General features: G+C 72.7%; 17 protein-coding genes. 9 read left to right on the forward strand and 8 right to left on the reverse strand.

The genetic code is table 11. The features are described 5' to 3' along the window. The first annotated feature begins 6 nt into the window (after window positions 1–6). The gene (locus ACFY2L_RS30175) at window positions 7–1,608 is read left to right on the forward strand and encodes an AMP-binding protein (RefSeq protein ID WP_390658996.1); all 1,602 of its coding nucleotides are present in this window, start codon (window positions 7–9) and stop codon (window positions 1,606–1,608) included. 76 nt (window positions 1,609–1,684) lie between these two features. Here the strand turns inward: ACFY2L_RS30175 and ACFY2L_RS30180 are convergent, their stop codons facing one another. Next, complete coding sequence (locus ACFY2L_RS30180) at window positions 1,685–4,147, reverse strand: SpoIIE family protein phosphatase (protein ID WP_390823964.1); 2,463 nt, start codon at window positions 4,145–4,147, stop codon at window positions 1,685–1,687. A 236-nt stretch (window positions 4,148–4,383) separates the two neighbouring features. Here ACFY2L_RS30180 and ACFY2L_RS30185 point away from each other — a divergent pair, with 236 nt between their 5' ends. Continuing rightward, a complete protein-coding gene (locus ACFY2L_RS30185; RefSeq protein WP_390658914.1) occupies window positions 4,384–6,888 on the forward strand; it encodes a PAS domain S-box protein in 2,505 nt (834 codons plus the stop codon). On the opposite strand, the gene ACFY2L_RS30190 is transcribed toward ACFY2L_RS30185, so the two are convergent. Next, a complete protein-coding gene (locus ACFY2L_RS30190; protein ID WP_390823965.1) occupies window positions 6,879–7,652 on the reverse strand; it encodes a hypothetical protein in 774 nt (257 codons plus the stop codon). The genes ACFY2L_RS30185 and ACFY2L_RS30190 overlap by 10 nt on opposite strands. Window positions 7,653–7,835: 183 nt before the next feature. Between ACFY2L_RS30190 and gcl the strand changes: the two genes are divergently transcribed. Further along, window positions 7,836–9,620, forward strand: coding sequence for a glyoxylate carboligase (gene gcl / locus ACFY2L_RS30195; RefSeq protein WP_390658912.1), 1,785 nt, complete (start codon window positions 7,836–7,838; stop codon window positions 9,618–9,620). Between the two features lie 48 nt (window positions 9,621–9,668). Here gcl and ACFY2L_RS30200 read toward each other — a convergent pair whose 3' ends face one another. From ACFY2L_RS30200 to ACFY2L_RS30215, 4 genes are all read right to left on the reverse strand, one after another. Continuing rightward, window positions 9,669–10,301, reverse strand: a complete 633-nt coding sequence (locus tag ACFY2L_RS30200) for a TIGR04222 domain-containing membrane protein (RefSeq protein ID WP_390658911.1) — start codon at window positions 10,299–10,301, stop codon at window positions 9,669–9,671. Window positions 10,302–10,434: 133 nt separating this feature from the next. Continuing rightward, window positions 10,435–10,680: a hypothetical protein gene (locus ACFY2L_RS30205; RefSeq protein WP_390658910.1), complete on the reverse strand. Its 246-nt coding sequence runs from the start codon at window positions 10,678–10,680 to the stop codon at window positions 10,435–10,437. A gap of 189 nt (window positions 10,681–10,869) precedes the next feature. Then, a complete protein-coding gene (locus ACFY2L_RS30210; protein WP_390658909.1) occupies window positions 10,870–11,763 on the reverse strand; it encodes a 2-hydroxy-3-oxopropionate reductase in 894 nt (297 codons plus the stop codon). After that, window positions 11,760–12,608 (reverse strand): TIM barrel protein, encoded by an 849-nt coding sequence (locus tag ACFY2L_RS30215; protein WP_390823966.1) that lies wholly within the window; start codon window positions 12,606–12,608, stop codon window positions 11,760–11,762. Before ACFY2L_RS30215 ends, ACFY2L_RS30210 begins: the two co-directional genes overlap by 4 nt. 204 nt (window positions 12,609–12,812) lie before the next feature. Between ACFY2L_RS30215 and ACFY2L_RS30220 the strand changes: the two genes are divergently transcribed. From ACFY2L_RS30220 to ACFY2L_RS30245, 6 genes are all read left to right on the forward strand, one after another. Next, window positions 12,813–13,076, forward strand: a complete 264-nt coding sequence (locus ACFY2L_RS30220) for a hypothetical protein (protein WP_390658907.1) — start codon at window positions 12,813–12,815, stop codon at window positions 13,074–13,076. Beyond that, a complete protein-coding gene (locus ACFY2L_RS30225; RefSeq protein ID WP_390658906.1) occupies window positions 13,073–13,441 on the forward strand; it encodes a helix-turn-helix domain-containing protein in 369 nt (122 codons plus the stop codon). Before ACFY2L_RS30220 ends, ACFY2L_RS30225 begins: the two co-directional genes overlap by 4 nt. Before the next feature lie 145 nt (window positions 13,442–13,586). Next, a complete protein-coding gene (gene uraD / locus ACFY2L_RS30230) occupies window positions 13,587–14,096 on the forward strand; it encodes a 2-oxo-4-hydroxy-4-carboxy-5-ureidoimidazoline decarboxylase (protein WP_390658905.1) in 510 nt (169 codons plus the stop codon). A 7-nt stretch (window positions 14,097–14,103) separates the two neighbouring features. Next, the gene (uraH, locus tag ACFY2L_RS30235; RefSeq protein WP_390823967.1) at window positions 14,104–14,499 is read left to right on the forward strand and encodes a hydroxyisourate hydrolase; all 396 of its coding nucleotides are present in this window, start codon (window positions 14,104–14,106) and stop codon (window positions 14,497–14,499) included. A gap of 4 nt (window positions 14,500–14,503) precedes the next feature. Further along, window positions 14,504–15,406, forward strand: a complete 903-nt coding sequence (gene pucL / locus ACFY2L_RS30240) for a factor-independent urate hydroxylase (protein WP_390823968.1) — start codon at window positions 14,504–14,506, stop codon at window positions 15,404–15,406. A gap of 27 nt (window positions 15,407–15,433) precedes the next feature. Next, entirely contained in the window at window positions 15,434–16,807 is a 1,374-nt protein-coding gene (locus ACFY2L_RS30245; protein WP_390658902.1) for an 8-oxoguanine deaminase, read from the forward strand. A 131-nt stretch (window positions 16,808–16,938) separates the two neighbouring features. On the opposite strand, the gene ACFY2L_RS30250 is transcribed toward ACFY2L_RS30245, so the two are convergent. Together ACFY2L_RS30250 and ACFY2L_RS30255 are read right to left on the reverse strand one after the other, a co-directional pair. Next, on the reverse strand, window positions 16,939–17,538 hold the full coding sequence (locus ACFY2L_RS30250) for an exonuclease (protein WP_390658901.1): 600 nt from the start codon (window positions 17,536–17,538) through the stop codon (window positions 16,939–16,941). A gap of 73 nt (window positions 17,539–17,611) precedes the next feature. Next, window positions 17,612–18,034 carry an acyl-CoA thioesterase gene (locus tag ACFY2L_RS30255; RefSeq protein ID WP_390658900.1) on the reverse strand — a complete coding sequence of 141 codons (423 nt, stop codon included), beginning with the start codon at window positions 18,032–18,034 and terminating at the stop codon, window positions 17,612–17,614. Between the last annotated feature and the right edge of the window lie 56 nt (window positions 18,035–18,090).

Consider the following 18,090-nt stretch of genomic DNA (forward strand, 5'->3'; position numbering starts at 1 on the left):
GCTCCGGTGAACTCCTACACGCACGGCACGAGCGAGACCCCGCTGCTCGGCGACACCATCGGCACCAACCTGGACCGGGCGGCGGGGCTCTGGCCCGACCGCGAGGCGCTCGTCGACGTACCGTCCGGCAGGCGCTGGACGTACGCCGAACTCGTCGCGGACGTCGACCGGTTGGCGGGCGCGCTGCTCGCGAGCGGGGTCGCCAAGGGCGACCGGGTGGGCATCTGGGCCGTCAACTGCGCCGAGTGGGTGCTCGTCCAGTACGCCACCGCCCGCATCGGCGCGATCATGGTGAACATCAACCCGGCGTACCGCACCCACGAGGTGGAGTACGTCCTGGGCCAGGCCGGGATCTCCGTCCTGTTCGCCTCGACCGGTCACAAGACCAGCGACTACCGGGCGATGGTCGCCCAAGTGCGGGGCTCCTGCCCCCGGTTGCGGGAGACCGTGTTCATCGGCGACCCGAGCTGGGACGCGCTGGTCGCGCGCGCCACCCCCGGACTGCGGGAGGAACTGCGGCTGCGCGCGGCCGAGTTGTCCTGTGACGACCCGATCAACATCCAGTACACCTCGGGCACCACGGGCTTCCCCAAGGGCGCGACCCTCTCCCACCACAACATCCTCAACAACGGCTACTTCGTGGGCGAGATGATCGCCTACAGCGAGCAGGACCGGATCTGCGTCCCGGTGCCCTTCTACCACTGTTTCGGCATGGTGATGGGCAACCTCGCGGCCACCTCCCACGGCGCCTGCGTGGTGATCCCGGCCCCCTCCTTCGACCCGAGGGCCACGCTGGAGGCGGTGCAGCAGGAGCGGTGCACGTCCCTGTACGGCGTGCCGACCATGTTCATCGCGGAGCTGAACCTGCCGGACTTCGCGACGTACGACCTCTCCTCCCTGCGGACCGGCATCATGGCGGGCTCGCCCTGCCCGGTGGAGGTGATGAAGCGGGTCGTCGCCGAGATGAACATGGCCGAGGTGTCGATCTGTTACGGCATGACCGAGACCTCGCCGGTCTCCACCCAGACCCGCCGCGACGACGACCTGGAGCACCGTACGGGCACGGTCGGGCGGGTGCTGCCGCACATCGAGGTGAAGATCGTCGACCCGGTGACCGGGGTGACCCGGCCGCGGGGCGCCGCGGGCGAGCTGTGCACCCGCGGCTACAGCGTGATGCTCGGCTACTGGAACGAGCCGGAGAAGACCGCCGAGGCGATCGACGCGGGACGCTGGATGCACACCGGGGACCTGGCGGTGATGCGCGAGGACGGATACCTGGAGATCGTCGGCCGCATCAAGGACATGATCATCCGGGGCGGGGAGAACGTCTACCCGCGCGAGATCGAGGAGTTCCTCCACGGCCACCCCAAGATCCAGGACGTCCAGGTCGTCGGCGTCCCGCACGAGCGGTACGGCGAGGAGGTCCTCGCCTGTGTGATCCCGCGCGACGCCGCGGACCCGCTCACGCTGGAGGAACTGCGCGCCCACTGCGAGGGGCGGCTCGCGCACTACAAGATCCCCAGCAGGCTCCAGGTGCTGGAGGAGTTCCCGATGACGGTCTCCGGGAAGGTGCGCAAGATCGAGCTGCGGGAGAGGTACGGCGCTTGAGGACGCCCGTGCCGGCGCTCTCCGGTGATGTCCGCGAGGGCTGATTCCCCCCACCCCGCCGGCCCCCGGGAGACGTTCACGCCCGGGGGCCGGGAAGTTCGATCTCCGCCCAGATGGTCTTCCCGTCGGCGTGATGGCGTGCGCCCCAGCGCTGCGCGAACTGGGCGACGAGCAGCAGACCGCGGCCGCCCTCGTCGAAGGTGCGGGCCCGTCGCATGTGCGGCGCGGTGCTGCTGCTGTCGGACACCTCGCAGATGAGCGCGGCCTCGCGGATCAGCCGCAGCCGTACGGGCGGCTGCCCGTAACGGATCGCGTTCGTGACGAGTTCGCTCACCACCAGTTCGGCCGTGAAGGCCACCTCGCCCAGCTGCCACGCGGTCAGCCGGGCCAGCACCTCCGCACGGGCGTCGGCCACCGCGGCGGGGTCGGAGGGCAGGTCCCAGGAGGCGACGTGGCGCGCGTCGAGGGCCCGGGTGCGGGCCAGGAGCAGGGCGATGTCGTCCGGGGGCTGCGCGGGGAGCAGCGTCCGGACCAGATCGTCGCAGGTGGCCTCCAGCGACCGGGCGGGCCGCTCCAGGCGCCGGCGCAGCAGCGCCAGGCCGCCGCCCAGGTCGTGCTCCTCGCCCTGGACGAGGCCGTCGGTGTACAGCGCGAGGATGCTGCCCGCGGGCAGTTCCCACTCCAGGGTCTCGAAGGGCAGCCCGCCCACACCCAGCGGAGGGCCGGGAGGAACGCCGGCGAAGTCCACCGTCCCGTCGGGCGTGACGACGGCGGGCGGCGGATGGCCCGCGGTGGCGGCCGTGCACCGGCGCGAGACGGGATCGTAGACCACGTACAGGCATGTGGCGACGACGTCGGTGGAGACCTCGAGATCGGGCTCGTGCGCCCCGGGGGCCTCCTCCTCGGCCGCCACGTGGGTGACCAGGTCGTCGAGCTGGGTGAGGAGTTCGTCGGCGGGAAGGTCCACGTCGGCCAGGGTGCGCACCGCGGTCCGCAGGCGTCCCATGGTGGCCGAGGCCCGCAGCCCGTGGCCCACCACGTCCCCCACGACGAGCGCGACCCTGGCGCCCGACAGGGGGATCACGTCGAACCAGTCGCCCCCGAGTCCCGCCCGGGTACGGGCCGGCAGATAGCGATGAGCCACCTCGACCGCATGCTGGGCGGCGGGCCGGCGGGGGAGCAGGCTGCGTTGCAGGGCCAGCGCGGTGTCACGTTCGAGGGTGTAGCGGCGGGCGTTGTCCACGGCCACGGCGGCTCGCGCGGCGATCTCCTCGGCCAGCAGCAGGTCGTCGTGGGTGAAGGGCTCCTCGCGCCGGTGCCGGACGAGGACCGCCACGCCGAGGGTGATGCCGCGGGCGCGCAGCGGAATGGCCATCACCGAGTGGATTCCGAACACCCTGACCACTTCCGCCCGCCCGGGGTCGGCCTGCCGCCAGGCCCTCACCGCTTCGTCCGTCGTGCGGTGCAGCGAGGATCTGCCCGTGGCCAGACAGCGGGCGGGGGGCGTCGACTCGGGGTAGTCGTCCGCGTCGCCGGGGCGGATCAACGCCTCGGGCACGCCGGGCAGGACGGACTGCTGCGCCGCCCGGCGCAGGGTGACGGCGCCCGTCGGGGAAGGCGTCGGCTCGACGCCGCGGAACAGGGAGTCCAGCAGGTCGATGGTGACGAAGTCGGCGAGCCGGCCCACCGTCGCGTCGGCCATCTCCTGGGCCGTGCGCATCACGTCCAGGGTGCTGCCCACCTGCGCGCTGACGTCGTTGAGCAGCGCGAGCCGCTCCCGGGCCAGGTGCTGCTCGGTGACGTCGAGTGCGGACAGCTCCAGGTGCCGCACCTGCCCGGCCGGGCTCCGGAGCGGGGACACGGTGATGGACCAGACCCTCTCGGGGGCTTCGGGCCGCGACCTGCCCCGCACGAGGAACTGTTCGGTCTCGCCGGTCGCGAACACGCGGCTCATGCCGTCCTCGACCGCGTGGCAGATGTGGGGCGGCAGGAGATCGGTGACCCGCCGGCCGCTCATCTGCTCCTCGCGCATGCCGAGCTCGCGTTCGGCGCCGGCGCTCGCCCGTACGGCCCGAAGCCCGGCGTCGTACACCATCACGGGCAGATGGCACTGCGCGAACGCCTCCTGACCGGTGGCCGGGTCGATGCCCGGGTGCCCGGGCGGTGCCGCCGGGCCGGGACGCGGACGCTCCGGCGGCGTCGCCACGACGAGTTGCTGAGCGTTGCCTTCGCCGTCCAGCCACGGATACGCCCGCAGCCGCACCTCCACGCGCCGGCCGTCCCGGTGCCGGAGCAGGGCCGTCGCGCTCCTCCCGCCGAGAGCCGCGCGAAAGCCTCCCTCGCCGCTCGCGTCCGCGCCGAGCAGGCGGGCGACGGGGCTCCCGACCGCCTCCTGACGGGGGTAGCCGAGCAGGCGCTCGGCACCCGTGCTCCACCCCGTCACCATCCCCCGGGCGTCGATGACGGCCGTGGCCGTCGCCGCCGGATCCTGGGCGCCGGAGTCGCTGTCGAGCGGGGTGGCATCGTGCATGTCGATCATCGCCCGTTCTGCCTGGGGGACACCACGGCCCGGGTGAACGACACCGGGGCCGGGTCGTCCGAAGCGACCGGTCTCGCCGCGTCGACCCCCTCCACACCACTTCTACCGTTCTTCGGCCGCGATCGCGCGTCCTGGACGGGGAGGCGTCCGGACGTCCGCCCGCCCGGACATGTACCTTTCACCGCACTTAAGCTGAAAAGTGCCGAACAATGCTGGTCGACAAGGATGAGAACGCGGTGACCACAGAGCCGCAGGCGCCCGAGCTGCCTGGCCCACGGGGAGCGGTGCGGGCCGAGGGCCTGCCGTTCCACGCGCCCGTCCTGGCCGCCGCCCGCGCGGCGGCCAGGACCGCGGCCCTGCTGGCCGCCGTGCTGGGCGCGGTGAGCCTGTCCGGCTGGATCCTCGGCGTCGACGCGCTGAAGAGCGTGCTGCCCGGTGATCCGGTGGCCATGAAACCGAACACCGCCGTGGCCGTCGTGGCGCTGGGCCTCTCCCTGTGCGTGGTGGGCGCCGGCCGGGTCCGTCCGCGGGCGGTCGTCGCGGCCCGTGCGGCGGCCGCCCTGGCCCTCGTGATCGGCGGGCTCACCCTCGTGGAGTACGCGAGCGGGACGCGCCTGGGCATCGACGAGCTCCTCTTCGTCGACGACACCGCCGCGATGGCGACGGGAACGCCCGGACGGATGGCCCCCAACACCGCCGCGGCACTGACGCTCGGGGCCCTCGCGGCGTTGTGCGCCAGTTCGACCCGCGTTCCCGCCTGGGTCAGCCAGGTCCCCGCCCTGGCCGTCGGGGCCCTCGGCATGCTGCGGCTGTACGGGGCCGCCTACGCGGTGCCCGAGCTGGAGCGGTTCGGTGCCTACACGGGCATGGCCCTGCACACCGCGCTCGCTCTGGTGCTGCTGGGCACGGCCGCCTTCCTCGCCCGGCCGGGCGAAGGTCCCGCGGGACTGCTGCTGAACGCGGGCACCACGGGCGCGCTGGGCCGTTGGCTGCTCGCCACCGTGGTGGTCGTGCCACCGCTGCTGGGCTGGGGCGTCCTGGCGGGCGAGGACGCGGGACTGTTCGGGTCGCGGCTGGGCACCGCGCTGCTGGTGTTCGGGCACGTGGCGGTGTTCACCGGACTCGTCTTCACCACCCTGGCCGTGGGCCGCCGTGTCGAGGTGGCGCACGCCCGTGCCGAGTGGCAGGTGCGGCAGAACGAACTGCTGCAGGCCTTCATGGACCACACGCCCGCCGTGGTCTTCATCAAGGACCTGGACGGACGCTTCCTTGCGGTCAACACGACGTTCGAGGAGAACACGGGGCTGTCCCGCGAAAGCGTGCTGGGCCGCCGCGACCAGGACGTCATGCCGCCCGGCCTCGCCCGTCAGGCGCGGGCCGCCGACCTCGCCATGCTGGCGGCCGGCACCCCCGTGCAGAGGCAGGAGGAGATCTTCGACCTTCCGGGAGGTCCCCGGGACGTCCTCAGCAGCCTGTTCCCGCTCAACGACGGGAACGGCAGGCCCTACGCCGTGTGCGGTGTGGTCATCGACGTCACCGAACGGGTCGCGGCCGAGCGTGAGGTCCGGCGGGCCCATCGGCGGTTCGTCGCGCTGCTGGAGTCCGCCCCCGACGCCACGCTGATCACGGACGGCCGTGGCGTCATCGTCATGGCCAACACGCAGGTAGAACGACTGTTCGGATATACGCCGGCCGGCCTCGTCGGCACCGGTGTCGTCGACCTGGTGCCCGCCGCCCGGCGCCGGCGGCACGGTGCCCTGCTCGACGCCTACCTGCGACTGCCGGAGCCGAAGCCGACGGTCCTGGACAGGAACCTGTACGGGCTGCGGTGCGACGGCGGTGAGTTCCCCGTCGAGGTGAGCGTCAGCAGCCTGCGGGCCGAGGAGGAGACCCTCGTGTTCCTGACCGTCCGGGACATCACCGACCGCAGACGGGCCGAGGCCGAACACGCCGAGCGCTACGAGCAGCAGCGGCGCATCGCCTACACCCTCCAGCACAGCCTCATGGGCGAGCCGCCCCTCCTCCCGTACCTGCCCAGCGCCCACCGGTACCTGGCCTCCGTCCAGGACCCGGGGGTCGGCGGCGACTGGTTCGACGTCATCCCGCTCGGCGGCCGCCGCACCGGCGTCGTCATCGGCGACGTGATGGGGCGGGGGCTGGAGGCGGCGGCCGTCATGGGGCAGCTGCGTGCCGCCTCGCACGCGCTGGCCCGCACGGGCGTGACGCCCCGCCGGCTCATGGCCGGGCTGGACGTGTTCGTCGCGGACCTGGCGGACCAGCTCGTCACCTGCGTCTACCTGGTGATCGACCAGGAAGCGTACGAGGTCACCCTGTGCTCGGCCGGGCACCCGCCCGTCATCGTCCGGCCCCCCGACGGACCCGCCGGCCGGTTGCGGGCTCCGGTCGCCGTGCCGCTGGGCGTCAACGGCCCGCACGGCGCCCCGGTGCCGTTCGAGGAGACGACCCACCCGCTGCCGCCGGGCAGCACCCTCGTGCTCTACACCGACGGGCTGATCGAACGGCCCGGCACCGACATCGACGCCCAGATCGACGTGCTCACGGACACCCTCGACGTCGTGCTGAAGGACGCCCCCGCGGACCCCGCGCTCCTCGACCGGGCGGCGGCCCGGCTGATCGGCGCCCTCATCCCGGACCCGGCCGCCCATGACGACGACGTGACCCTGCTCATGATCGGTGTGCCCGCCTCATCCGCCGGCCGGGCGCACCCGCGTCACGCCTGACGGTCCACGGCGCCCTCGGCGTCGAGGGCGGCGGCCGCCGCGTTCACCGGCCGCGGGATGCCCGTGAGGTCCAGTACGAACAACGGGACCCGTAGCCGCTCGGCACCGGCGCGGGCCTCGTCGCCGTACCCGGCGAGGGAGAAGTACGCGCAGTCCGTGGAGTGGGTCATCGCCGTCAGCCACAGGCACTCCACGTCCCGCAGTGCCGCCGGGCGCACACTCGGGTCCACCTGCGCCAGCAGCCCGCGGGCCGCGAGACCGATGCCGGAGGTGGGGCGCTGGTCGGCCCTGCGGACGTCGCCGTAGCCGAGCCAGCGCAGATAGAGCGCGGCGGCGGTGACGGCGTCCAGCGCGGTACGGACGGCCACGGACCGGAACGCGGGGCGGCCGGCGGTCGGTGCGGGGGCCGGCGCCGGGGAGGGTGCCGGTGGCTCTGCCGGTGCCGTGCCCGTGAGCGGCTTCGCGGACGCTTCCGGCTCGCAAGCGCGAGCCGGCGGCCCGGCCACCGGGAGCCGCAGCACGGTCCCGCAGGGGCAGCCGAGCTCCGGGTGCGGCCACTGGTTGTGGCGGCCGCAGCTCCCGCAGCGCAGGGTGACCCAGTCCTCGTCCCAGGTCCGGTGCACGACGGCCGTGGGCACCGCGCCCGGGTCGAGCGGGGGCGCCACGGGTGCGCCGCACGCGCACAGGTAGGACGGCGCGGTGTAGCGGCACTCGCGCCGGCAGGCCGGGCAGCGCACCGGCACGCTCTCGGACATGGCCCCCATCGTCCTCCTTCGGCCCCCGCTTGTCCGTCTCTTGACGACCTTCGCGCACCCTCTTACATTTCTTCCAGATAGCAGAAAGAATTTTCCGTAATGCGGAAGACGGAAGTCGGAAGTACAGAGAAGCAGTTCTCACCGCGGGGCGCGCCGGGAGAGCGAATCCGACAGTCGGAGCAGGAGTACTCGATGGCTCGAATGACCGCTGCCCGCGCGGCAGTTGAGATCCTCAGGCGCGAGGGCGTCAGCGCCGCGTTCGGAGTGCCCGGCGCGGCGATCAACCCGTTCTACGCGGCACTCAAGGCCTCCGGCGGCATCCACCACACCCTCGCCCGCCATGTCGAGGGCGCCTCGCACATGGCCGAGGGCTACACCCGCACCCGTCCGGGCAACATCGGGGTCTGCGTCGGCACGTCCGGCCCGGCCGGCACCGACATGATCACCGGTCTGTACTCCGCCCTCGGCGACTCCGTCCCGATCCTGTGCATCACGGGCCAGGCGCCGACCGCCGTGATCCACAAGGAGGACTTCCAGGCCGTCGACATCGCCTCGATCGCCAGGCCGGTGACGAAGATGGCGGTCACCGTCCTGGAGGCCGCCCAGGTTCCCGGTGTCTTCCAGCAGGCGTTCCATCTGATGCGCTCGGGCCGGCCGGGCCCGGTGCTGATCGACCTGCCGGTCGACGTCCAGCTGACGGAGATCGAGTTCGACCCGGACACGTACGCGCCCCTGCCCGTCCACAAGCCCGTCGCGACCCGCGCCCAGATCGAGAAGGCGTTCGGCATGCTGACCGCCGCCGAGCGCCCGCTGATCGTGGCGGGCGGCGGTGTCATCGGCGCCGACGCCTGCCGCCTCCTCGTGGAGTTCGCCGAGCTGACGGGAACTCCGGTCGTCCCGACCCTGATGGGCTGGGGCGCGATCCCCGACGGCCACGAGCTGAACGCCGGCATGGTCGGCGTGCAGACCTCGCACCGCTACGGCAACGCCACCTTCCTGGAGTCCGACTTCGTCCTCGGTATCGGCAACCGCTGGGCCAACCGCCACACCGGCCGCCTCGACGTCTACACGAAGGGCCGCACCTTCGTGCACGTCGACATCGAGCCCACCCAGATCGGCAGGATCTTCGCCCCCGACTACGGCATCGCCTCGGACGCCGAGGCGGCCCTGGAACTGTTCGTCGAGGTGGCCAGGGAGCGTACGGCGGACGGCGGGCTCCCCGACCGTTCCGCCTGGGCGGCGGCCGCCCAGGACAGGCGGGCCACCCTCCAGCGCCGTACGCACTTCGACGACGTCCCGATCAAGCCGCAGCGGGTGTACGAGGAGATGAACAAGGCCTTCGGCCCCGAGACCCGGTACGTCACCGCCATCGGCCTCTCGCAGATCGCCGGCGCCCAGCTGCTGCACGTCCACCGGCCCCGCCACTGGATCAACTGCGGCCAGGCGGGTCCGCTGGGCTGGACGATCCCGGCGGCGCTCGGCGTGGCCACGGCCGACCCGCGGGCGCAGGTCGTCGCCCTCTCCGGCGACTACGACTTCCAGTTCATGATCGAGGAACTGGCGGTCGGCGCGCAGCACAAGATCCCGTACATCCATGTCCTCGTCAACAACTCCTACCTGGGCCTGATCCGCCAGGCGCAGCGGGCGTTCGGCATCGACTTCCAGGTCCGGCTGGACTTCGAGAACGTCAACGCGCCGGAACCGGGCGGATACGGCGTCGACCACGTCAAGGTCGCCGAAGGCCTCGGCTGCAAGGCGATCCGGGTGACCGACCCGAACGCCCTCGGCGCCGCCTTCGAGGAGGCCAAGAAGCTCGCCGCCGAGTTCCGGGTGCCGGTCGTCGTCGAGGCGGTCCTGGAACGCGTCACCGACATCTCGATGAGCGTCACCAACGACATCGGCGCCGTCGTGGAGTTCGAGGACGTCGCCACCGAACCGTGGCACGCGCCGACGTCGGTCAGGGCGCTGAAGGTCTGACACCGCGCGGGGCGGTCCGTCCGGGGACGGGCCGCCCCTTCGACGCGTTCAGTACGAGCCGCCGCAGGAGGCGGCTCCACCGCAGTGGAAGTATCCGCCCGTGCCGCCCCCGCGCGGAGCGCCGCGGTGGAACCCCCGGTCGGTCACCTCGGCGCGGGGGACCAGCCCCGCCCGCAGTGCGAACCGCGGCACGAGCAGACTCAGCGCCGCCTCGCCGTGCAGGGCCACGGCCAGCACCGTCTCGTCCGCCGCGACGCCCTTCCTGCCCGCCGGAAGCGGGTGAGCGGCGAGCAGGGTCTCCAGTGCCCGCCGCCCGGCCCGGCTCCGGTGCGGAGGGAGGGCCCGCAGCAGACGGGCGGACCGCAGAGCGGCCGACAGATCGGCGAGGGCCCGGCGCACCGGCGGCCGGTTCATCAATTCCGCCGGGCCGGCGGGCCGGACCAGTTCCGCGCGGACCGCCTCGGCGAGGGGCGGCAGGCCGCTCTCCCCGCATCGGGGAGGCGGGCCCTGCCCGGCAGCCTCGGGGGACGCTCCCGAGGTCCGCAGTCTGCCGGGCCGGCCCGCCTCTACGACGCCCCGCAGATGCAGGTCGACGACGGCCACCGTGACGGCGGCCCGAGGGCCGCCGCGCAGCAGTGCGATCTCGTACGGCTGAAGCCGGACCGATCCGTCCACTGCCATGGCGACCCCCTGTGGCGGGGCCCGCCGCCCCCGTGCCGACGGGCCCCGCGTGACCACAATGTGCCCTGACCCGGCCCCGGTCGAAGCCTGCTGAACCATGTTCAGAGGTTGATTTGAGGTTGGCGTACCCCGCCTACGTCTCCTGCTGTCCGTGCTGCTCCGACAGCCCCGGCCAGTCGTCCGGCCCGCCCCCCTGCCACTCGATGAAGTCGCTCTCCGCGAGGTCGGTCACGTACAGGTCGGCCAGCCGCAGGATCTCGCTGACGTCGTCCGCGTGCGTGGCGATGCCCAGGGTCTCGTCGCCCTCGGTGACCCGGCGGGATCCGTCGAGAGCCGGCGGATGCACCACGACGTGCGGATGCTCCGTTGGATGTGCCATGCCTTCAGCGTCCTGCCGCCGGGCCCCGTCCGCATGCCGAGGGGCGCACACGGCGCTCCTCCGCCGGCGAGGCGACCGGGGGCCGCCCGGCCCTGGGGGCCGTTCAGCAGGTCGCGGGGCCGGGCGGCGCCGTCGCTCCGGGCGCGACCGAACATGTGTCGGCGACGGCGCCGCCCGGGGTATCGGGGGTCAGACCCGGGCGCCCGAGAGGCGCTCCACCGCCCGCAGCAGCGCGGAGTGGTCCAGGCCGCCGTCGCCCTGGGCGCGCAGGGACGCGACCAGCTGGGCCACCACGGCACCGGCCGGCAGGGCGGCGCCGACGGCGCGGGCGGCGTCGGTGACGATGCCCAGGTCCTTGTGGTGCAGGTCGATGCGGAAGCCCGGCGCGAAGTCGCGCCGGAGGAAGTTGTCCCTCTTCCGTGCCAGGACCGTCGAGCCCGCCAGACCGCCGCCGAGGACGTCCAGCGCGGCTTCGAGGTCCACGCCCGACTTCTCCAGGAAGACCACGGCCTCGGCGCACGCCTGGATGTTCAGGGCGACGACGAGCTGGTTGGCGGCCTTCACCGTCTGGCCGGAGCCGTGCGGCCCGCACCGGACGACGGTCCTGCCGAGCACCTCGAAGAGCGGCCTGGCGGCGTCGAAGTCGGCCTGCTCGCCGCCGACCATGATGGACAGCACGGCCTCGACGGCCCCGGCCTCACCGCCGGACACCGGCGCGTCCAGGACCCTGAGGCCCTTGTCCCGGGCCGCCCTCGCCAGGTCGATCGAGGTCTGCGGGGTGATCGAGGACATGTCGATCAGCAGGGCGCCGGAGCGGGCGTTGTCCAGGATGCCGTCCGGGCCGTACGCGATCGCCTCGACCTGCGGGGAGGCGGGCACCATCGTGATGATCACGTCGGCGCCGGCGACCGCCTCCGCGACGGACCCGGCCGGGGTGCCGCCGGCGGCGGCCAGCCGGTCCAGCTTGGCCTGCTCCAGGGTGTGGCCGGTGACGTCGTAGCCCGCCTCGAGCAGGTTCTCGGACATGGGGGAGCCCATGATGCCGAGGCCTATCCAGGCGATCCTGGGACGTGCGTGGGTCATCGGGGTGCCTCTCGGTACGGGGGTCGGCGGGGCAGCCAGTCGAAGGCCTCGGCGCTCGGACGGTCGCCCGGCTCGTACTCCAGGCCGACCCAGCCGTCGTATCCGGCCTTGCGCAGCCGGTCGAGCAGGTACTCCAGCGGCAGTGAGCCCGTGCCGGGCGCGCCGCGGCCGGGGTTGTCGGCGATCTGGACGTGGCCGGTCCTCGCCGCGTAGGTCTCGATCACCCGCGGCAGGTCCTCGCCGTTCATCGACAGGTGGTAGAGGTCCATCAGGAACTTCGCGTTGCCGAGTCCCGTCGCCGCGTCGACCCGGTCGGCCATCTCGACCGCCGCGGGCGCGCTCACCAGGGGATACCGCGGCGACTCGGCCGTGTTCAGCGCCTCGATCAGCAAGGCCGCGCCGATCCGGTCGGCGGCCCGGGCCGCGAGCACCAGATTCTCCAGCGCCAGCGCGTCCTGCTCGGCCGGGTCGACCCCGTCGACGCGGTTGCCGTAGAGGGCGTTGAGCGCCGTGCAGCCCAGGGACCCGGCGAAGTCGGCGGCCACGTCGACGTTGGCGCGGAACCGCCGCGACTCCTCGCCGGGCAGCGACAGGGCGCCGCGGTCCGGGCCGGGCAGCTGTCCGGCGTAGAAGTTCAGGCCCGTGAGCCGTACGCCCGCGTCCTCGATCGCGCGCTTCAGGGCGTGCAGCGCGGACCGCTCGGGCGTGGGCGTGTCGGGCCACGGCCACCACAGCTCGACCGCGGTGAAGCCGGCCGCGGCGGCGGCCGCCGGGCGCTCCAGGAGCGGGAGTTCCGTGAAGAGGATCGACAGGTTGACGTCGAAGCGGCGGTCTTCGAATCCCATGGGGCGCCGCGCTCCCTTCCGCGCCGAGTGCGCTCATTACTTCCGTAATGTGGAAGTTATTTTCTGCCTGTTGGAAGATTGCAGTCGGCGGTCGCGGCTTGTCAAGGGCGGCGGGGTAAGGTCGGGGTCCCGGGTGCCGGGTGCCCGGCTCGCCCTCCCGTCGAGGGCCGTGACGCTGCGCGGGTCGGAGAGGTGTGGGGCGCGATGCGACTGAAAGTGGAGTTCACCACCGAGCCCTTCGACCTCGACGAGGCGCCCCCGCACGCACTGGTCGCCCGTGAGGTGATCGAGGCGGCCGACCTGGACTCGGTCGACGTCGGGCCGTTCGGCAACACCGCGGAGGGGCGCGCGGACGAGGTGCTCGCCGCCGTGGACGCCCTGCTGCGCAAGTCACTCGGCGCGGGCGCCACCCGGATCTCCCTCCAGGTCAACGTCGTCGGCGACGGCGGCAAGGGGGAGGGGGCGTGACCGGCACAGGCGACGAGCCCTTCATCGCGGCCGTGAAGCCGCTGGTCGACGCGATGGGCGGCGAGATGGTCCCGCCCGACGAGGCCGGACCCGACGACGTGGTCCTCGCCTGGGAGGGCGCCGACGTCGTCGCCGTGCGCCTGCCCCAGCTCGCCGACTCCCTGGACCACATCCTGGCCGCCATGGAGCGCAAGAAGGGCAAGCCGCTCGCCGATCTGGACCGCAAGGCCAAGCAGGAGGTCGTCCGGATACTCGAGGCGCGCGGCGCCTTCTCCGTGCGGCACGGCGTGGAGACCGTGGCGAGCGCGCTCGGGGTGAGCCGCTTCACGGTCTACAACTATCTCAACCGGGAGAAAGAGGCCTGATCGGCCCCCCGGGGCGCGGGCGGGGCCGGCCGGGGCTTCGTAACCCGGAATTTTCAACAAAGTGTTGACGCGGTGTCGCGGGGAGGCGTTAGCTGGGCGCAGTCCGTTCGGCATGACGGCCGTTCCCGCGGCCACGGAGGCTCCCGTGACTTCCACTTCCCCGCCCCCGGGCCTGGCCCGGTTCAACCAGCTCGAGGAGTCCGCGGCCCTCGCCGCCCTCCTCGACGCGTGCGCCTCCACCACCTGGGCGAACCGGCTGCTCGCGGCCCGTCCGTACGCCACCGCCGACGAGCTGTACACCGCCGGAGACACCGCCCTGGCCGGGCTGACCGAGGCCGACCTGGACGAGGCGATGGCCGGGCATCCGCCGATCGGCCGTCCCCGGCCCGGCGACCCGGCCTCGGCCCGCGAGCAGCGCGGCATGGCCGGCGCCTCCGAGGAGCTCAGGGCGGAGATGCTCGAACTCAACCTGGCCTACCAGGAGAAGTTCGGTCATGTCTTCCTGATCTGCGCCACCGGCCGCACCGGCGAGCAGATGCGCGACGCCGTCCGGGAACGACTCGGCAACGCGCCGGAGCGGGAACGGGAGATCGTCCGCACCGAGCTCGGCAAGATCAACCGTATCCGTCTGGCCCGGCTCGTCGAAGAGGACTGAGAGCAGCATGCACACCAGCACCACCGCTTCCGTGTCCACCCACATCCTGGACACCAGCGTCGGCCGCCCCGCCCCGGGCGTCGCCGTCCGGCTCGCGGCCCGCCCCGGCCGGGAGGCGGACTGGCGGCCGCTGGGCGGTTCGGCGACCGACGCGGACGGCCGGTGCAGGGACCTCCCGGCGCTGCCGGAGGGGACCACCCACGTCCGGCTCGACTTCGCGGTCGAGGCGTACTTCGAGAACAGGCGAGCCGAGGCGCGGCAGGACGCCCCCGCGAACCGGGACAGCGGTCCCGGGGTGTTCTTCCCGGAGGTGGCGGTCACGTTCGCCGTCCTGCCGGGCGAGCACTACCACGTACCGCTGCTGCTCAACCCGTTCGGCTACTCCGTATACCGAGGGAGCTAGCTCCATGCCCATCCTGGGACAGAACCAGTACGGCAAGGCCGAGAACCGAGTCGTGAAGATCACGCGGGACGGCGCCACCCACCACATCAAGGACCTCAACGTGTCGGTGTCGCTGGGCGGCGACATGGACGAGGTCCACTACTCCGGCTCCAACGCCAGCGTGCTGCCGACCGACACCACCAAGAACACGGTGTACGCGTTCGCCAAGGAGCACGGCATCGAGTCCGCCGAGCAGTTCGGCATCCACCTCGCCCGGCACTTCGTCACCAGCCAGGACGCCATCCACCGGGCCCGCATCCGCATCGAGGAGTACGCCTGGGAGCGCATCGAGCACTCCGGGGAGGGCGCGCACTCGTTCGTCCGCGCGGGGCAGGAGACCCGCCTGGCGCAGATCACCTTCGACGGCACGTCGTGGGAGGTGATCTCCGGTCTCAAGGACCTGGTCGTGATGAACTCCACCGACTCCGAGTTCTGGGGCTACGTCAAGGACAAGTACACGACGCTCCCCGAGGCGTACGACCGCATCCTGGCCACGCAGGTCTCCGGCCGCTGGCGCTTCAACTGGACCGACGACGCCCAGGAGACGCCCGACTGGGACGAGTCCTACGCGCAGACGCGGAGGCACACGCTCCAGGCGTTCGCCGAGACGTACTCCCTGTCGCTGCAGCAGACGCTGTACCAGATGGGTTCGCGGATCATCGACCACCGCGGCGAGATCGACGAGGTCCGCTTCTCACTCCCCAACAAGCACCACTTCCTCGTCGACCTGGAGCCGTTCGGGCTGAAGAACGCCACCCCCGACGGGGCCGTCTACTACGCCGCCGACCGCCCCTACGGGCTGATCGAGGCCACCATCCTGCGGGACGGCTGCGAGGCGAGGATCCCGGTCGACCTCAGCAACCTCTGACGCGGACACGAAAGCGAAGGACCCACCATGACCCAGCGCATCGTCATCGAGAACGCGGCGATCGCGACCGTGGACGCGCGGGACACCGAGTACGCCCACGGGTACGTCGTCCTCGCCGGCAACCGCATCGAGGCGGTCGGCGCGGGCACGGCGCCGGAGGGACTCCAGGACGTCGTCCGGCGCGTCGACGCCACCGGGCACCTGGTCACCCCCGGCCTGGTCAACACCCACCACCACTTCTACCAGTGGATCACCCGGGGCCTGGCCACCGACCACAACCTCTTCGACTGGCTCGTGGCGCTCTACCCGACCTGGGCGCGCATCGACGAACCCATGGTCCGGGCGGCCGCCCAGGGCTCGCTCGCGATGATGGCCCGGGGCGGTGTCACCACCGCCATGGACCACCACTACGTCTTCCCCGAGGGGGCCGGTGACCTCTCCGGCGCGATCATCGGCGCCGCCCGCGACATGGGCGTCCGCTTCACCCTGGCCCGTGGCTCGATGGACCGCGGCGAGAAGGACGGCGGTCTGCCGCCGGACTTCGCCGTGGAGAGCCTCGAGGACGCGCTCGCCGCCACCGAGGAGACCGTCGGGCGGCACCACGACAGCTCCTTCGACGCGATGACCCAGGTGGCCGTCGCCCCCTGCTCGCCGTTCTCCGTCTCCACCGCACTCATGCGGGAGGGCGCGGAGCTGGCGCGTCGGCTCGGGGTGCGCCTGCACACCCACGGCTCGGAGACGGTGGAGGAGGAGAAGTTCTGCCACGAGCTGTTCGGCATGGGCCCGACCGACTACTTCGAGTCCACCGGCTGGCTCGGCGAGGACGTGTGGATGGCGCACTGCGTCCACATGAGCGACTCCGACATCGAGGCCTTCGCCCGGACGAGGACGGGCGTCGCCCACTGCCCGTCCTCCAACGCCCGTCTGGCCGCCGGCATCGCCCGCGTCCCCGACATGCTGGCCGCCGGTGTCCCGGTCGGCCTCGGCGTGGACGGCACGGCGTCCAACGAGTCCGGCGAGCTGCACACCGAACTGCGCAACGCGCTGCTCGTCAACCGCCTCGGCGCCCACCGCGAGGCCGCCCTGAACGCCCGTCAGGCACTGCGGCTGGGCACCTTCGGCGGCGCCCAGGTCCTGGGGCGGGCCCGCGAGATCGGCTCGCTGGAGCCGGGCAAGCTCGCCGACCTGGTGCTGTGGCGGCTGGACACCCTCGCCCACGCCTCCATCGCCGACCCGGTCACCGCCCTGGTCTTCGGCGCGGCCGCCCCGGTCACCGCCTCCTTCGTGAACGGCCGTCAGATCGTGCGGGACGGCCGCCTGCTGACCGCGGACGAGGACGCGATCGCACGCTCGACGCGGGAGGAGGCCCGGCGGCTCGCCCGGATCGCCGGACCGAGCTGACCGCCCGGACCTCCGGCCGAGGGGGACGGCCCTCGGCCGGAGCCATGACCCCGGCGGGGCTCGTGGCGACCGTCACCGGGGCACGCACCGGACACGCGTGCCCCGGTGAGGCCCGACGGCCCTGACCGGGGTCAGCCCGATCCGGGACCCGGCCACCGCATGAGGTTGGCGAACAGTTCGGCCTGCTCCACCGCGTCGTCGAGGGCGTGGTGCGTGTGGCGGCGGCCGGGCAGCAGCTCGGGCGGCATCGAGCGCTTTCCGACCGCCCGCAGCGGGACGCCCGCCTTGCCGGCGTACAGCGTCTTCATGTCCAGACAGCCCGAGTGGCCGAACGGGCTCTCGCCGGTGAAGCGGATCAGGTACCAGTAGAGGAACATCCAGTCGTACGACGCCGGGTAGCCGCACATGACCGGCTGGGCGTCGCCGCTGACCTCGCGCACCCAGCGGCTGAACTGCGCCAGCGCCAGGGCGGGTTCGAGCCCCTCCCTGGCCAGCCGCCGCCGGTCGAGGCCGCTCACGGCCAGTGCCTCGGGGACGAAGTCCTCGCTGATCGGCCGCAGCTCGCGGTAGAAGGTGTGCCGGGCGGGGTCGGCCGCGGTGAACCCGTCGGCGTCCTGCCGGCCGGCCACCGCCGCGCCCAGGCTCAGCAGGGAGTACGGTCCGGGGATCGGTCCGTCGGCCTCGATGTCCACGGAGACGTAGAGGCTGGGTCGGGTGCGTCGGGCGGCCATGGGGCCGCAGCATCGCAGGTCCGCGGTGCCCTCCGCATCCGAATTCGGCCTCCGCGCGACCGAGGCGGTGCGACTACAGCCCGAACAGGCCGGGGTCCGAGGCCAGTTCCTTGAACCAGTCCTGAGGGTTCGCCACCATCCGCCGCTCCTTGAGGTCCAGCAGTCCGCCGGTCGCCGTCAGCTCGGCCGCGACCGTGCCGTCCGTCTTTTTGATGGTCTGCTCGATCCGGAACGTCTTGCCGCCACCCCACTCGAAGACGCACGTCACGTCGACCTCGTCGCCGGCGACCAGCTCGCGTCGGTAGCGGATGGTCGTCTCCAGGGCGACGGGGCCCACCCCGCGGGCGTTCAGGCCGCTCTGGGTGATGCCCGCCGCGTGCAGCAGCGACCAGCGGGCGTGCTCCGCGTAGTTGATGTACACGCTCTGGTTGACGTGGCCCTGCACGTCGGTCTCGTACCCGCGGACGGTGACCCGGACGGAAAACGGCTCGCTCACTGCTTCCCCTTCTCGACGACGAGGGAACGATGCCCCGGGCACCGATCCTGGCATGT

Origin of the sequence: Streptomyces sp. NPDC001381, assembly GCF_042895685.1 — a bacterium.
Taxonomy (GTDB): Bacteria; Actinomycetota; Actinomycetes; order Streptomycetales; family Streptomycetaceae; genus Streptomyces.

Bases quoted from the DNA above. Each gene is read 5' to 3' on its own strand.
- ACFY2L_RS30215 (WP_390823966.1), bottom strand. From the start codon at position 12,608: ATGGGATTCGAAGACCGCCGCTTCGACGTCAACCTGTCGATCCTCTTC.
- ACFY2L_RS30250 (WP_390658901.1), bottom strand. From the start codon at position 17,538: ATGGCCGCCCGACGCACCCGACCCAGCCTCTACGTCTCCGTGGACATC.
- ACFY2L_RS30190 (WP_390823965.1), bottom strand. From the start codon at position 7,652: ATGGGGGCCATGTCCGAGAGCGTGCCGGTGCGCTGCCCGGCCTGCCGG.
- ACFY2L_RS30180 (WP_390823964.1), bottom strand. From the start codon at position 4,147: ATGATCGACATGCACGATGCCACCCCGCTCGACAGCGACTCCGGCGCC.
- ACFY2L_RS30210 (WP_390658909.1), bottom strand. From the start codon at position 11,763: ATGACCCACGCACGTCCCAGGATCGCCTGGATAGGCCTCGGCATCATG.
- ACFY2L_RS30220 (WP_390658907.1), top strand. From the start codon at position 12,813: ATGCGACTGAAAGTGGAGTTCACCACCGAGCCCTTCGACCTCGACGAG.
- gcl (WP_390658912.1), top strand. From the start codon at position 7,836: ATGGCTCGAATGACCGCTGCCCGCGCGGCAGTTGAGATCCTCAGGCGC.
- uraH (WP_390823967.1), top strand. From the start codon at position 14,104: ATGCACACCAGCACCACCGCTTCCGTGTCCACCCACATCCTGGACACC.
- ACFY2L_RS30200 (WP_390658911.1), bottom strand. From the start codon at position 10,301: ATGGCAGTGGACGGATCGGTCCGGCTTCAGCCGTACGAGATCGCACTG.
- ACFY2L_RS30205 (WP_390658910.1), bottom strand. From the start codon at position 10,680: ATGGCACATCCAACGGAGCATCCGCACGTCGTGGTGCATCCGCCGGCT.
- pucL (WP_390823968.1), top strand. From the start codon at position 14,504: ATGCCCATCCTGGGACAGAACCAGTACGGCAAGGCCGAGAACCGAGTC.
- ACFY2L_RS30245 (WP_390658902.1), top strand. From the start codon at position 15,434: ATGACCCAGCGCATCGTCATCGAGAACGCGGCGATCGCGACCGTGGAC.